A 14,118-nucleotide genomic window follows, 5' to 3' on the forward strand; every position below is an offset into this window, starting at 1 on the left:
CATGGCGAAATTCACCTTCAACCTGCCCGATATCGGCGAAGGCATTGCCGAGGCCGAGATCGTTGCCTGGCACGTGAAGCCGGGTGACCGCATCGAGGAAGACGGCCAGCTGGCCGACATGATGACCGACAAGGCGACGGTCGAGATGGAAAGCCCGGTGGCGGGCACCGTGCTCGAAGTCGCCGGCGAAGTGGGCGACGTGGTGGCCATCGGCGGCATGCTGGTGGTGATCGAGACCGAAGGCGAAGTGCCCGAGGACGTGCTGGAAGAGAACGAGGCGGCGGCCGAGGCTGCGCCTGCTCCGGCTCCGGAACCGACACCCGCTCCTGCGTCGGCACCCGAACCCGAAGTGGTCGAGGAAGCACCGGCTCCCGCTCCCGCTCCCGCTCCTGCTCCGCCCCCGGCCCCGGCACCTGCCGCCGCCAAGGTTCTCGCCAGCCCAGCGGTGCGCAAGCGCGCGGCTGACCTCGGCATCGACCTGGCTGACGTGAAGGCAGCCGAGGACGGCCGTATCCGCCACGCCGATCTCGACGCCTATGTGTCCTACACTGGCGGCTTCTCCGGCGCGGCCCCCGCGCGTGCTGACGAGCAGATTAAGGTAATCGGCCTGCGCAAGCGGATTGCCGAGAACATGGCCGCGTCGAAGCGCCACATTCCGCACTTCACCTATGTCGAGGAAACCGACGTCACCGCGCTGGAAGAGACGCGCGCGCAGCTGAACGCCAATCGCGGCGATCGGCCCAAGCTGACCATGCTGCCGCTGCTGATCACCGCGATCTGCAAGACGCTGCCCGACTTCCCGATGATCAATGCCCGTTTCGATGACGAGGCCAAGGTCGTCACCCGCCACGGCGCCGTGCACCTGGGCATGGCGACCATGACCGACAACGGCCTGATGGTGCCCGTCATCCGCAACGCGCAGTCGCAGAACCTGTGGCAGCTCGCCCGCGAAATCGGGCGCCTGGCGGAGGCGGCTCGCAACGGCACGGCCAAGTCGGAGGAACTGTCCGGCTCGACCCTGACGATCACCTCGCTCGGCCCGCTCGGCGGCGTGGCGACGACCCCGGTGATCAACCGTCCGGAAGTGGCGATCATCGGTCCGAATCGCATCGTCGAACGGCCCATGTTCGTGACCGGCGCGGACGGCGTCGAACGAATCGAAAAGCGCAAGCTGATGAACATTTCGATCAGCTGCGATCACCGTGTCGTGGATGGCTACGATGCGGCTGCATTCGTGCAGGAATTGAAGCAGAAACTGGAGGCTCCGGCCACGATTCTGGCCGGGTAATCCGCCGCTTCGGCAGGCCCGCGGGAAGGCTATCGCGAAAAGCGCGATCGGCCAGTTGACAGCCCCTCAAGCCTGCCCTAGAGGCGCGCTTCCCCAAGCGGTGCAACGCCCTTGGCGCAACCCAAAGATTGCGCGGGTGTAGCTCAGTTGGTTAGAGCGCCGGCCTGTCACGCCGGAGGTCGCGGGTTCGAGTCCCGTCACTCGCGCCACTTGGGGTTCCCTTCCATCGCCGCCCGCCAGAACCGCGCACTTGCCTCCGCGCGCACCGCGCTGCACAGCATTGCGCGTGAGCGATGATTTCACCTTCCATTACGGTCCGCAACTGGTCTCCGGCATCGGCGCGAGCGCGAACCTTGCGCCCCTGCTGCCCGATGGGCCGGTGCTGTTCGTCACCGATGCCAACCTGCGTGCGCTGGGCCTGACCGACGCTGCGCTCAGCGGTTTCGCCGGGCGCGAGCTGGCGGTGTTCGACGAAGTGCAGGAAGACCCCAGCGAAGCCAGCGCGCTGGGTGCGGTCGAACTGGGCAGGAGCATCGGCGCAAAGGCCGTCATCGGCTTCGGCGGCGGCAGCCCGATGGATGTCGCCAAGGCGGCCGCTTACCTGCTCGGCAGCGGCGAGCCGATCGAGGACATTTACGGCGTCGGCGCAGCAACCGGCGAGGGCCTGCCACTGGTGCTGGTGCCGACCACGGCGGGCACCGGTTCCGAAGCGACGCCGATCTCCATCCTGACGGTGGGGGAGACGAGCAAGAAAGGCATCGTCGCGCCCGCGCTCTATGCCGACTGGGCCGTGCTCGACGCCGGCCTCACCACCGGCCTGCCGCGCCATGTCACCGCCGCGACCGGCGTCGATGCCATGGTCCACGCGATCGAGGCGTTCACGACCAAGCGGCTCAAGAACCCGGTGTCCGACGCACTGGCGAAAGAGGCGTTGCGGCTGCTCTCGGCGAATATCCGCGCCGCCTGTGACACGCCCAACGACCTGGCAGTGCGCGATGCCATGCTGCGCGGTTCCTACCTTGCCGGTGTCGCCTTCGCCAATGCGCCCTGCGCCGGCGTTCATGCGCTGGCCTATCCGCTGGGCGGACACTTCCACGTGCCGCACGGGCTGTCGAACGCCCTGATGCTGCCGCATGTGCTGGCGCACAACATGCCCGTCGCGCGTGAAATGTATGCCGAACTGGCAGTGGAGATCGCGCCTGATCTTGCCTCGCTGGGCACGCAGGCCCGGGCGCAGTGCTTCGTCGAGGCGCTGGTGAGCATTGCCGCCGATATCGGGCTCAGCCCGAAGCTGGCCGATGTCGGCATCGAAGCCGGGCACCTCGACCTGCTGGCGGACGAGGCGATGAAGCAGGAGCGATTGCTGGTGAACAATCCCGTCCCGATTACCCGCGAGGATGCGCGGCGCATGTACGAGGCTGCCCTGTGAGGATGAAGAGATGAGCCGCGATCCAGCCCGTCCGCGCAGCGCCTACCGCGCCTGGCGCGAGATCCCCACGCGCTGGGCGGACAACGACGTCTACGGCCACGTCAACAACGTGACCTATTACGCCTGGTTCGACACGGCGGTGAACGCCGAACTGGTGGAGCGCGGACTGCTGGACATCGAGCATGGCGGGATGATCGGCCTCGTGGTGGAAACCTCTTGCCGGTACTTCGCGCCGCTAGCTTTCCCGCAGGTGGTCGAGGCCGGGGTGCGGGTGGCCAAGCTGGGCACCTCCAGCGTGCGCTACGAGGTCGGCATCTTTGCGCAGGGTAGCGATGAAGCTGCCGCCGAAGGGCACTTCATCCATGTCTACGTGGACAGGGACACGCGCCGCCCGGTGCCGCTGCCCGCAGACTGGCGGGAAGTGCTGAGCAGCCTGTCCTAGCTCAGCCCCAGCGGCCGGTTTCCATCCAGATGAGGAAGCGTCGCAACGGGCGGATCCAGATCACGCCCAGCAGGATGTAGACCAGCGTCTGCGCCCAGACCGGCCATTCGCCGATCACCGAAGGGGCATAACGCGCGATCACCACGGCATAGACGATCAGCGCCGCCACCAGCGCCAGGATGCCCACGGGTATGCGCCAGGTCGGCTCGGTGCGCATCAGAACGGCCCGTAGATGCGGGTGGGGGTGATGATGGCGGTCAGCGGCATGTCATGGTCCTCTACCGGCAGTTCTTCCACCAGCTGCACGTCCCAGGCGAGGCCGAAGGCCAGCGTATCGGGATGGGCTTCCAGCCAGCGGTCGTAGAAACCGCCGCCCTGGCCGATGCGGTCGCCGCTTTGGGTAAAGCCGACCAGCGGCATGAACAATACGTCCGGAATGACCTGTTCGGCGCTGGCCGCAGGTTGCATCAGGCCCATCGGCCCTTCGACCAGATCACCCTCGCCGTAGGGATCGGTGTGGACATGGAAGGTCATCGGGGAATCCAGCCCCTCGATCCGGGGCAGGGCGATGGTGTGGCCCGCTTCCATGAAGTGCCGGGCATAGCTGCCGGCAGGCGCTTCGCCGGTGTCGGCGCGGTAGAGGCCGATGACGGCCCCTTCGGGCACCAGTTCGCGCACGGGTGCGGGCGGGGCGCGGAACACCAGTGCGCTCACCTCTGCCGGCAGGTTCGCAGCGTGTTCGCCCCGCGCCTTGCGCAGCGCCTTGCGGATGGCGGCTTTCTGTTGGGTAATGTCAGTCACGCTCGCTCCGGTATCGGAACCTGTGCCCGCGCTCAAGCAGCGCAGCGGTAGCGCATCAAGTAAGGAGTGGCGGAACCACCATGGGTCGTTTTCCGGGAAATCCTCTGACGCCTAAACGTCAGGTGGGCGCCGTAATGCACCGACCCCACGGCCGAACCGGTGGGCCGGGCAGGGACAGCTCCCTTGGATTGCTTATAGCCTCAGGGATATTCACAAACGGCTCGTGCCGGGCAGTCCCGCCAAGGGGCTATCTAGGTGTTGTCCGCGCCACTCTCAAGCTGCGATGCGAGCGATTCCAGCCGGTCGGCGAGGTTTTCGAGCGCTTCGGCGCTTTTGTCGTCATTGGCGGCGGCAGGCGCGGGCGCCGGTGCGGGCTGGCTGGCCTTGGCCTCGTGCAGCTCGTCCGCCAGCAGCAGCGAGGCGTAGAGCAGGGTGCGTTCGGGTGACTGGCCGGCCAGGCTGTCCAGCGCCGCCAGCTTGGCATCGATCGATGCGCCCAGCTGCTCGATATGGGCTTCCTCGCCCGGCGCGCAGGCGATGGTGTAGCGGCGTCCGGCGATCTGCAGGGTGACGTTGCTGCTCATCCCTCCAGCTCCTCGATCAGCTGGTCGATCTGTTCCAGCGCGACGCGGGCTTCCTGCTGCAGGTGGTCGAAACGGCGCTGCAATTCGGGGTCCGAAGCAGGGGTGGCGGACACGGCGGATGCCGCGCGCTGACGCACGGCCGCCTCGATCCGTGCCGAGGCCGCTTCGATCCGGGCCATTGCCCGCGCGGTGCGCTCACCCTCCATTTCCGAGGAATTACCCGCAAATCGGGGGACGGCAAAGGTTTGCGCCCCCAAGCTGTGAATAACTCTCGGCCGGGTTATTGCGCCTTTTGGCCGAGCAAGGGGGTCTTGCTTGACCTTAGGGCCTGCCCCCACCACACAGCCCACAACCGAATCGCCCTGCGACGGAGCGGGGTGCCAATGGAGCGATACGCATGAGCGACGACACCGCCCGTTTCACCAACATGGCCAATGCCGTCCGCGCCCTTTCGATGGACGCGGTGCAGGCTGCAAATTCGGGGCACCCCGGCATGCCGATGGGCATGGCCGACGTGGCCACCGTGCTGTGGAGCGACTTCCTCAAGTTCGACCCCAAGGCGCCCGACTGGGCCGACCGCGACCGCTTCGTGCTGAGCGCGGGCCACGGCTCGATGTTGATCTACTCGCTGCTGCACCTGTCGGGCTACGAAGCGCCGACGCTGGAAGACATCAAGAACTTCCGCCAGCTCGGCAGCCCCTGTGCCGGCCACCCGGAAAACTTCCTGCTGCCGGGCGTCGAAGCCACCACCGGCCCGCTGGGCCAAGGCCTGGCCATGGCCGTGGGCATGGCCATGGCGGAACGCCACCTCAATGCCACCTTCGGGGATGACCTGGTCGACCATCGCACCTGGGTGATCGCCGGCGACGGTTGCCTGATGGAAGGCGTGAACCACGAGGCGATCGGCCTTGCCGGGCACCTGAAGCTGGGCCGCCTGATCGTGCTGTGGGACGACAACGACATCACCATCGACGGCAAGGTCTCGCTGTCCTCTTCCGAAGACATTCCGGCGCGCTACGAGGCGACCGGCTGGCACGTCGTCGCCTGCGACGGACATGACTATGCCGACATTCGCCGCGCGCTGAACGAGGCCGTGGCCGAAACGGACAAGCCGACGCTGGTCCGTTGCACCACCGTCATCGGCAAGGGCGCGCCCAACAAGCAGGGCACCAGCGCCACCCACGGGTCGCCGCTGGGCGAGGACGAGGTCGCCGCCGCCCGCAATACGCTGGGCTGGGACCACCCGCCCTTCGTCGTGCCGGACGACATTCGCGCCAACTGGCTGGCAACCGGCACCCGCGGCGCCACCGCGCGCGCCGAATGGCAGACCCGCTTCGACGCGTCCGCCGACAAGGCCGAATTCTCGCGCCGCATGGCAGGTGAACTGCCGTCGGGCGACAAGGTCGCCAAGGCCTTCCACAAGTGGCTGGAGAGCGCCGAGAAGGTCGCCACCCGCAAGGCCAGCGAGAACGCGCTCGACGTGCTCAACCCGCTGGTTCCCGAACTGCTGGGCGGCAGCGCCGACCTGACCGGTTCGAACAACACCAAGGCGGGCGGCATCGGCCCCTTCAGCGCGGACGATTATTCCGGCCGCTACGTCTATTACGGCATCCGCGAATTCGGCATGTCGGCGGCGATGAACGGCATGGCGCTGCACGGGGGCGTGATCCCCTATGGCGGCACCTTCCTGATCTTCACCGACTACGCCCGCGGCGCGATCCGCCTGTCGGCCTTGCAGCAGGTCCGCGTGATCTACGTGATGACGCATGACAGCATCGGCCTGGGCGAAGACGGCCCGACCCACCAGCCGGTGGAGCACCTGCAGTCCCTGCGCGCCATGCCCAACCTGCTGGTGATGCGCCCCGCCGACCGGGTCGAGACGGCCGAGTGCTGGCAGCTTGCCATCGCCCAGCCGGATCGTCCCTCGGTCATCGCGCTCAGCCGCCAGGGCCTGCCGCAGGTCCGCAACGCGCCCGACGAGACCGACATGTGCGCGCATGGCGGCTATCGCCTGAAGCGCGCCGGCAACAAGCGCCGCGTGGTGCTGGTCGCCACCGGTTCCGAAGTCTCGCTGGCGCTCGACTGCGCCGAGCGGCTGGAGAAGGAAGGCGTGGGCGCGGACGTCGTGTCGATGGTCTGCACCGAGCTGTTCGACGAGCAGGACGCGGCCTATCGCGCCGATATCCTGCCGGCCGACGCGCTGAAGGTCAGCATCGAGGCGGGCACCACCTTCGGCTGGGAACGCTACACCGGCACCGATGGCCTCAACTTCGGGCTCGACCGCTTCGGCGCCTCCGCCCCGGCGGGCGAGCTGTTCAAGAAGTTCGGCCTCACCGCCGATGCCATCGTCCCGGCAATCATCAACAAATTGAACGACTAAGCAGGAGTTTTAGACAATGGCGACCAAGGTTTCGATCAACGGTTTCGGACGTATCGGCCGACTTGTTGCGCGCGCCCTGCTGGAGCGTGACGATCACGATTTCGAACTCGTGGCGATCAACGATCTGGCCGACACCAACGCCAACGCCCTGCTGTTCGGTTTCGACAGCACGCACGGTCGCTTCCCCGGCACGGTGGAAGTGGACGGCAGCGACCTGGTGGTGAACGGCAAGCGCATCGCCGTCACCAGCGAGCGCGACCCCGGCAACCTGCCGCACGGCGAGATGGGCGTCGACATCGTGCTGGAGTGCACCGGCTTCTTCCAGAGCCACGAGGCATCCAAGCCGCACCTCGACGCCGGCGCCAAGCGCGTGCTGATCTCGGCCCCGGCCAAGAACGTTTCCGCCACCGTCGTCTACGGCGTGAACCACGACGTGCTGACCGCCGAGGACGTGATCGTTTCCAACGCCAGCTGCACCACCAACTGCCTGTCGCCGGTCGCCAAGGTGCTGCACGATACCGTGGGTATCGAGCGCGGCTTCATGACCACGATCCACAGCTACACCAACGACCAGCGCATGCTCGACCAGATGCACAGCGACATGCGCCGTGCCCGTGGCGGTGCGCAGAACATGATCCCGACCACCACCGGCGCCGCCCGCGCCGTCGGCCTGGTGCTGCCCGAACTGGCCGGCAAGCTGGACGGTTCCTCGGTCCGCGTGCCGACGCCGAACGTCTCGCTGATCGACCTGGTGTTCCAGCCCAAGCGCGACACCACCGCCGAGGAGATGAACGAAGCGCTGAAGGCCGCCGCCGAAGGCCCGATGAAGGGCGTGCTGGACTACACGGACAAGCCGCTGGTCAGCAGCGACTTCAACCACCACCCGGCATCCTCCACCGTCGACAGCCTGGAAACCGCCGTGCTCGAAGGCAAGCTGGCCCGCGTGGTGAGCTGGTACGACAACGAGTGGGGCTTCTCCAACCGCATGATCGACACCGCCGGAGTGATGGCGAAGTTCCTCTAAGGGAGGCCGGCATGGCCGATTTCAAGACCCTCGACGACTTGCCGGAGGACCTCTCCGGCAAGCGTGCGCTCGTGCGCGTCGATCTCAACCTGCCGATGGCCGAAGGGCGGGCGACCGACCTGACCCGCGCCCGCGCCGTCGCCCCGACCATCCTCGAACTGGCCGGGCGCGGCGCGAAGGTGCTGCTGCTCGCCCATTTCGGGCGGCCCAAGGGGGAGCGTCACTCGACCCTGTCGATGAGCTATGTGCAGGGCGCCATCGAAGAGGTGCTGGACAAGGAAGTGATGTTCATCCCCGAGGTGGCCGGTCCGGTCGCCGCGCAAGCGGTGGATATCCTTGGCCCCGGCGATATCGGCCTGATGGAAAACACCCGCTTCTGGCCGGGCGAGGAAGCCAACGATCCCGAATTCGCCAAGGCGATTGCCGCCAACGGCGATTTCTACGTCAACGATGCCTTCTCCGCCGCGCACCGCGCCCATGCCACGACCGAGGGGCTGGCGCACCTGCTGCCGGCCTATGCCGGGCGCGCCATGCAGAAGGAACTGGAAGCGCTCGACGCGGCGCTGGGCACGCCCAACCCGCCGGTCGCCGCCGTGGTGGGCGGTGCCAAGGTCAGCACCAAGCTGGCCGTGCTCGAAAACCTCGTCACCAAGGTGCAGCACCTGATCATCGGTGGCGGCATGGCCAACACCTTCCTCGCCGCCAACGGCGTGGATGTGGGCAAGAGCCTGTGCGAGCACGACCTGACCGATACGGCGCGCGCCATCCTCGATGCCGCCGACAAGGCCGATTGCACCGTGCACCTGCCCTATGACGTCGTGGTGGCGAAGGAATTTGCCGCCAATCCGCCAAGCCTGCGCACCTGCAACGTGCACGAAGTGGCCGCTGACGAGATGATCCTCGACGTCGGCCCGCAGGCGGTCGAGGCGCTGGGCGACGTCCTCAAAACCTGCCGTACGGTCGTCTGGAACGGCCCGCTGGGTGCCTTCGAAACGCCGCCCTTCGACGAAGCGACGGTGGCGCTGGCGCGGACGGCTGCGGCATTGACGCAGGACGGCTCGCTCACCTCGGTCGCCGGTGGCGGCGACACGGTGGCGGCGCTGGCCCATGCCGGTGTTGCCGACGATGTCACCTACATCTCCACCGCGGGCGGTGCCTTCCTCGAATGGATGGAAGGCAAGGAGCTTCCGGGCGTGGCGGCACTTTCCGCGTGAGCATACGCCGCGCGGTCGATGCAGACCGGACGGCCATCGCTGAACTGCACGCGGCCAGCTGGCTGGACAGCTATCGCGAGTTGCTGTCGGAGGAGTTCCTCGGCGAAATCCACCAGCGGCTCGGCGCGCACTGGGCGCAGGTCGAGATCGGCGAGCAGGACCTGCTGCTGCTGGCGGAGGAGCAGGGCGAGGCTGTCGGCTTCCTCTTCGCCCGCGATGGAGAGCCGGTGTTCATCAACACGCTGCACGTGCGGCCCGGCCACCGGTCCGGCGGCGTGGGTGCCCAGCTGATGGCGACTGCCGCCCGCCATTTCCGCGAGCAGGGGCGGCAGGGCGCCTATCTCGACGTGCTCACCACCAACGCGCGGGCGATTGCCTTCTACCAGCGGCTGGGCGGCATTCCGGGCGGCGTGAAGGAAAAGCTGGTCGGCGGTTCCATGCTGCCCAACCTGCGTATCGACTTCCCCGACCTTGCGACTATCATCGCCGCAACATGACCGACACCAGACAGCTCTTCTCGACCCCCTTCGTCATCGACCAGTTGCAGAGCGAGGCCGGCATTGCCGCCTTGCGCCAGGCCATCGAGGCGGAAAGGGTGCGCGATACGGCCGGCATTTCGGTCAGCAATATCGGCGGCTGGCATTCCAACACCCGCATGCTCGACTGGGGTGGGGAGGCAGCCAAGGCGCTGGTGTTCAAGGCCATGACCATGGCCGATGAGCAGACGGTCGACGCCAAGAGCCCGGAAGGCAGCCGGTTCGGCTGGATCCCCGAACTGTGGGCCAATGTGAACCGCAAGGGCCACGCCAACCAGTATCACACCCATCCGGGCAGCTTCTGGTCCGCGGTCGCCTATGTCGACGATGGCTACGAGGGGGACGACGATCCGGCGCTGGGCGGGGAGCTGCAACTGCTCGATCCGCGCATGCCGATGATCCGCATGACCGCGCCCGACCTGCGCCTGCGCGACGGCAGCGGCCAGCCGATGCCCAGCGAGGTGTCGATCCGTCCGCGCACGGGCATGATCGTGATGTTCCCCTCGTGGCTGCAACATGCCGTGCGGCCGTTCCACGGGGAGGGGACGCGCATTTCCATCGCCATCAACCTGATCCCGGCGCTGAAAAAGCCGCACTAGGGGGTTTCCTACAGGGTGCCAGCCGTGCTTGCGGCACCTGCTCCTGCAATGCTTGTGCACGGATGTATTTCCTCAACTTGCACTCCCTCGCAGCGCAGCATAGGAGCCAGCGTCAGCCCGCCACGGAGTTGAGGAGCTTCCGATGACCACCCAGGATTTTGCCGCCAAGTTCGCCGCCGGAAACGGCTTCATCGCCGCTCTCGACCAGTCGGGCGGATCCACTCCGAAGGCGCTCCGCGGCTACGGCATCAGCGACGATCAGTGGTCGGGCGATGACGAGATGTTCGCCGAGATCCACAAGATGCGCAGCCGGGTGATCACCTCGCCCTGCTTCGGTAACGGCAAGGTCATCGGCGCGATCCTGTTCGAGAAGACCATGGACGGCGCCGTCGATGGCAAACCGGCTCCGGAGGCGCTGAAGGAACGCGGCATCGCTCCCTTCATCAAGGTGGACCAGGGCCTGGCCGAAGAGGCTGACGGAGTGCAGCTGATGAAGCCGCTCGACAAGCTGGATGCGCTGCTGGAGAAGTCCGTCGCCAAGGGCATGTACGGCACCAAGATGCGCTCGGTCATCAAGTCCGCCAATGCCAAGGGCATCGCCGCCATCGTCGCGCAGCAGTTCGAGGTGGGCAATCGCATCATCGCTGCCGGCCTGATGCCGATCCTGGAACCCGAATTCGACATCACCGCCGAGGATCGCGAAGCGGGTGAGGACATCCTCAAGGCGGAAATCCTCAAGCACCTCGATGCGCAGGAAAGCCCGGTGATGCTCAAGCTCTCGATCCCGGTGAAGCCGGGCCATTACCAGGAGCTGGTGGACCATCCCATGGTGCTGAGTGTGGTGGCCCTGTCGGGCGGCTACACCACCGACGAGGCTTGCGCCGAACTGGCCAAGAACCCCGGCATGATCGCCAGCTTCAGCCGCGCCACCCTGCAGGACCTGCGGGTGGACCAGAGCGATGCGGAATTCGACGCTGCGCTGGGCCAGGCGATCGACAAGATCCACGCAGCCAGCGTAGCCTGAGGTAATCTTCCGCAACCATGACCGAACCCACCTGCCAGCTCTACCTGATCTCGCCGCTCGACGTGGGCGGTGATTTTCCTGACCGGCTCGACCGCGCGTTGGCGGCAGGGATGGGGCTGGCGACGGCCTTCCAGTTCCGCGTGAAGGATGTCGACCAGCACGAGGCCGCACGGCTGGCGGCGCCGCTGCAGGAAATCTGCGCCGCGCACGATGTCGGCTTCATCGTCAACGACAGTGTCGCCCTGGCCAAGCGGCTGAAGGCAGACGGTGTGCACCTCGGCCAAAGCGACGGCGACGTGCGCGAAGCGCGCGAGGAACTCGGCCGCGACGTGCAGATCGGTGTCACCTGCCACGCCAGCCGCCACCTGGCGATGGAAGCGGGCGACGCCGGGGCGGACTACGTCGCTTTCGGCGCCTTCTTCCCAAGCGAGACCAAGGCCAGCGAACACCGTCCGGAACCGGCGCTGCTAAGCTGGTGGTCCAGCCTGTTCGAAATTCCCTGTGTGGCCATTGGCGGAATCACGCCGGATAATTGCGCGCCGCTGGTCGAGGCCGGAGCCGACTTCCTTGCAGTGTCGCACGCGATCTGGGGAGGCGACGAGGTGGCAGCGATAAAGGCCTTCGCCGAGGTGATCGGCTCGGAAACCTGACGGCTCCCAGCCGTTGGCTGGTCAGAACCGTAATCGAGGTGTAATTTCGAGGCCGATGGCAAGTGCATTCGTTGAAAAGGTCCAGGTGGCCGCGATCACCGCCACGCTCGTCTCCGCGGGCTGGATCGTCGCGGGCGCCTTCGTGCTCGACAGGCAGGAATCGGCGGGCATCGAGCAGCAGCTGGCGCTGAAGCAGAGCCCCTTGCCGGAAGTCTCGACCGAGGCGGCGACGGCCGAGCGGGACGCGGCTCCCGAAAGGCTGGAGGTCTCCACCCCGCCTGAAAACCAGACGGCCAGCCTGATGATCCCCGTGCTCAATGTTGCGGCGACGGACCTGGTCGATAACTTCACCGACGAGCGCGGCGGCGGGGTGCGGTTGCACGAGGCGATCGACATCATGGCGCCGGAAGGCACATCGGTGGTCGCGGCGGCGCCCGGTACGGTGGAACGCATGTTCCAGTCGGCTACGGGCGGCAACACGGTCTACGTGCGCTCCGAGGATCGCGAGACGATCTACTACTATGCCCACCTCGACGAATATGCGCCGGGCTTGAACGAGGGCCAGCAGGTCCGGCGCGGACAGCGCCTGGGCACGGTCGGCTCAAGCGGTGCCGCTGATCCTGCGGCGCCGCACCTGCATTTCGAGATCATGCGGACGTCGGGGGATGCCGAATGGTGGGAGCCGTCGACCTCGATCAACCCCTATCCGCTGCTGGTGCGCAGCCAGCGCTAGGAATCAACGACCGCTGCGAATGCAGCGCAGTCGGCTCGGCTCGCCATTCGAGAGCTTGCGCAGGAAACCGTTCCCGACCACTTCGTAGGCATCGCCATTGCGTGGGCCGCTGGTCATGATCAGCCGGTCGCCACGGCGCAGGTAGGTGCCGTCACCCTGCGGGGAGGAGTATCGCGACGCGCTTTCGATGGTGAAGCCCTCGTCAGGTTGCGGGATCCCAACCGCTCCGGCCGCATCGCCCGGCAGTTCGCAGACATAGGTGCCGCGCTCGATAGTGCCGAGCTGCCCCTGTGCCTGGGCATTGGTGGCCACGAGACTGGTGGCAGCGGCGAGGGTAAGGGCGACCTTGTACATGGCGCGGCCTTTAGCACCTGTGGCTTAGCCCGTCATGAATATCTGCAGGGGCGAGATACGCTCTTGCCTTGCCGAAATTGGCGTCTCGCTGTAGGGCGCGCGCAACTCATTCTCATTAAGGCAATCCCCATGAAGATCAGCGGCGTGGACATTCGTCCCGGCAACATCATCGAATATGAAGGCGGCATCTGGAAAGTCGCGAAGATCCAGCACACCCAGCCCGGGAAGGGCGGCGCCTACATGCAGGTCGAAATGAAGAACCTGATGGACGGTCGCAAGACCAATGTGCGCTTCCGCAGTGCCGATACTGTCGAAAAAGTTCGTCTGGATACAAAGGACTATCAGTTCCTTTACGAGGATGGCGATATGTTGGTGTTCATGGACGCCGACACCTACGAGCAGATCAACCTGCCGTCCGACCTGCTGGGCGATGCTCGCCCGTTCCTGCAGGATGGCATGCAGGTACAGCTGGAGCTGTGGGAGGAAAAACCCATCAGCGTGCAGCTGCCGCAGCAGGTCGAAGCCGAGATCGTCGAGGCCGACGCTGTGGTGAAGGGGCAGACCGCCTCGTCCAGCTACAAGCCGGCCGTGCTCGACAATGGCGTTCGCATCATGGTGCCGCCGCATATCGAAAGCGGCACGCGTATCGTGGTAGACGTTTACGAGCAGGCCTACGTGGGGAAGGCCAGTTAAGGGGAGAACGCAATGACGGGTGGGTCGCATCCAAAGCTTGATAACATCTCGCTCGAGGACAGTTTCGTCCTCGACGTGATTTACGACGACGTCTCTGTGACGCTCGAGATGGAATTCAGCGTTCTGCCCGGTCATCCGCGCCACGAATTAGCGGCAGCCAGCGGGGGTTTGCGCCCCGGCTTCATCCAGTTTTCCGAGGTCGATGACCTGCGGATCAAGAACTCGGAATCGGCCAAGGCTGGCGCAGGCAACAAGTTCCCGGTTTCGTCTGCCACGATCGAAGGCGATTATGCCTTCATCGACAGCAGCTGGGGTGAAATCGAATTGACGGCGCAATCGATCCGCGTCGTTGTCGACTGAGAAAGAC

18 protein-coding genes and 1 tRNA gene are annotated in these 14,118 nt (G+C 66.2%); 14 read left to right on the forward strand and 5 right to left on the reverse strand.

Annotated features, from left to right (window positions below; genetic code table 11):
* The first annotated feature begins 1 nt into the window (after position 1).
* The 4 genes from OZN62_RS01095 to OZN62_RS01110 all read left to right on the forward strand — a co-directional run bounded on the left by OZN62_RS01095 (position 2) and on the right by OZN62_RS01110 (position 3,159).
* Positions 2-1,288 (forward strand): dihydrolipoamide acetyltransferase family protein, encoded by a 1,287-nt coding sequence (locus OZN62_RS01095; RefSeq protein ID WP_269100809.1) that lies wholly within the window; start codon positions 2-4, stop codon positions 1,286-1,288.
* Positions 1,289-1,420: 132 nt separating this feature from the next.
* Positions 1,421-1,497, forward strand: a tRNA-Asp gene (locus OZN62_RS01100).
* A gap of 77 nt (positions 1,498-1,574) precedes the next feature.
* On the forward strand, positions 1,575-2,717 hold the full coding sequence (locus OZN62_RS01105) for an iron-containing alcohol dehydrogenase (protein WP_269100810.1): 1,143 nt from the start codon (positions 1,575-1,577) through the stop codon (positions 2,715-2,717).
* Between the two features lie 10 nt (positions 2,718-2,727).
* Positions 2,728-3,159: an acyl-CoA thioesterase gene (locus OZN62_RS01110; protein WP_269100812.1), complete on the forward strand. Its 432-nt coding sequence runs from the start codon at positions 2,728-2,730 to the stop codon at positions 3,157-3,159.
* Between the two features lies 1 nt (position 3,160).
* Here the strand turns inward: OZN62_RS01110 and OZN62_RS01115 are convergent, their stop codons facing one another.
* The 4 genes from OZN62_RS01115 to OZN62_RS01130 all read right to left on the reverse strand — a co-directional run bounded on the left by OZN62_RS01115 (position 3,161) and on the right by OZN62_RS01130 (position 4,750).
* Entirely contained in the window at positions 3,161-3,376 is a 216-nt protein-coding gene (locus tag OZN62_RS01115) for a DUF2842 domain-containing protein (RefSeq protein WP_269100813.1), read from the reverse strand.
* A complete protein-coding gene (locus tag OZN62_RS01120; RefSeq protein ID WP_269100814.1) occupies positions 3,376-3,960 on the reverse strand; it encodes a 5-formyltetrahydrofolate cyclo-ligase in 585 nt (194 codons plus the stop codon). Before OZN62_RS01120 ends, OZN62_RS01115 begins: the two co-directional genes overlap by 1 nt.
* 251 nt (positions 3,961-4,211) lie before the next feature.
* Positions 4,212-4,544, reverse strand: coding sequence for a cell division protein ZapA (locus tag OZN62_RS01125; RefSeq protein WP_269100815.1), 333 nt, complete (start codon positions 4,542-4,544; stop codon positions 4,212-4,214).
* Positions 4,541-4,750 carry a hypothetical protein gene (locus tag OZN62_RS01130; protein ID WP_269100816.1) on the reverse strand — a complete coding sequence of 70 codons (210 nt, stop codon included), beginning with the start codon at positions 4,748-4,750 and terminating at the stop codon, positions 4,541-4,543. Before OZN62_RS01130 ends, OZN62_RS01125 begins: the two co-directional genes overlap by 4 nt.
* 191 nt (positions 4,751-4,941) lie before the next feature.
* Here OZN62_RS01130 and tkt point away from each other — a divergent pair, with 191 nt between their 5' ends.
* The 8 genes from tkt (at position 4,942) to OZN62_RS01170 (ending at position 12,704) form a co-directional block, all read left to right on the forward strand.
* The gene (gene tkt, locus OZN62_RS01135; protein ID WP_269100817.1) at positions 4,942-6,924 is read left to right on the forward strand and encodes a transketolase; all 1,983 of its coding nucleotides are present in this window, start codon (positions 4,942-4,944) and stop codon (positions 6,922-6,924) included.
* Between the two features lie 16 nt (positions 6,925-6,940).
* Positions 6,941-7,948 (forward strand): type I glyceraldehyde-3-phosphate dehydrogenase, encoded by a 1,008-nt coding sequence (gap, locus tag OZN62_RS01140; RefSeq protein ID WP_269100818.1) that lies wholly within the window; start codon positions 6,941-6,943, stop codon positions 7,946-7,948.
* Between the two features lie 11 nt (positions 7,949-7,959).
* Positions 7,960-9,162, forward strand: a complete 1,203-nt coding sequence (locus OZN62_RS01145) for a phosphoglycerate kinase (RefSeq protein ID WP_269100819.1) — start codon at positions 7,960-7,962, stop codon at positions 9,160-9,162.
* Entirely contained in the window at positions 9,159-9,659 is a 501-nt protein-coding gene (locus tag OZN62_RS01150) for a GNAT family N-acetyltransferase (protein WP_269100821.1), read from the forward strand. Before OZN62_RS01145 ends, OZN62_RS01150 begins: the two co-directional genes overlap by 4 nt.
* Entirely contained in the window at positions 9,656-10,297 is a 642-nt protein-coding gene (locus tag OZN62_RS01155) for a 2OG-Fe(II) oxygenase family protein (protein WP_269100822.1), read from the forward strand. The genes OZN62_RS01150 and OZN62_RS01155 overlap by 4 nt, the downstream gene beginning before the upstream one ends.
* Positions 10,298-10,439: 142 nt before the next feature.
* Positions 10,440-11,321 (forward strand): fructose bisphosphate aldolase, encoded by an 882-nt coding sequence (locus tag OZN62_RS01160; RefSeq protein WP_269100823.1) that lies wholly within the window; start codon positions 10,440-10,442, stop codon positions 11,319-11,321.
* A gap of 17 nt (positions 11,322-11,338) precedes the next feature.
* Positions 11,339-11,971: a thiamine phosphate synthase gene (gene thiE / locus OZN62_RS01165; protein ID WP_269100824.1), complete on the forward strand. Its 633-nt coding sequence runs from the start codon at positions 11,339-11,341 to the stop codon at positions 11,969-11,971.
* Between the two features lie 55 nt (positions 11,972-12,026).
* Positions 12,027-12,704 carry a M23 family metallopeptidase gene (locus OZN62_RS01170; RefSeq protein WP_269100825.1) on the forward strand — a complete coding sequence of 226 codons (678 nt, stop codon included), beginning with the start codon at positions 12,027-12,029 and terminating at the stop codon, positions 12,702-12,704.
* A 3-nt stretch (positions 12,705-12,707) separates the two neighbouring features.
* Here the strand turns inward: OZN62_RS01170 and OZN62_RS01175 are convergent, their stop codons facing one another.
* Positions 12,708-13,058: an elongation factor P gene (locus OZN62_RS01175; RefSeq protein WP_269100826.1), complete on the reverse strand. Its 351-nt coding sequence runs from the start codon at positions 13,056-13,058 to the stop codon at positions 12,708-12,710.
* Between the two features lie 129 nt (positions 13,059-13,187).
* Between OZN62_RS01175 and efp the strand changes: the two genes are divergently transcribed.
* Both efp and OZN62_RS01185 read left to right on the forward strand, forming a co-directional pair.
* Positions 13,188-13,751: an elongation factor P gene (gene efp, locus OZN62_RS01180; protein ID WP_269100827.1), complete on the forward strand. Its 564-nt coding sequence runs from the start codon at positions 13,188-13,190 to the stop codon at positions 13,749-13,751.
* A 12-nt stretch (positions 13,752-13,763) separates the two neighbouring features.
* On the forward strand, positions 13,764-14,111 hold the full coding sequence (locus OZN62_RS01185) for a hypothetical protein (protein ID WP_269100828.1): 348 nt from the start codon (positions 13,764-13,766) through the stop codon (positions 14,109-14,111).
* The last annotated feature ends 7 nt before the right edge of the window (positions 14,112-14,118 follow it).

The sequence above is a fragment of the Aurantiacibacter sp. MUD11 genome (genome assembly GCF_026967575.1).
Lineage (GTDB): Bacteria > Pseudomonadota > Alphaproteobacteria > Sphingomonadales > Sphingomonadaceae > Alteraurantiacibacter.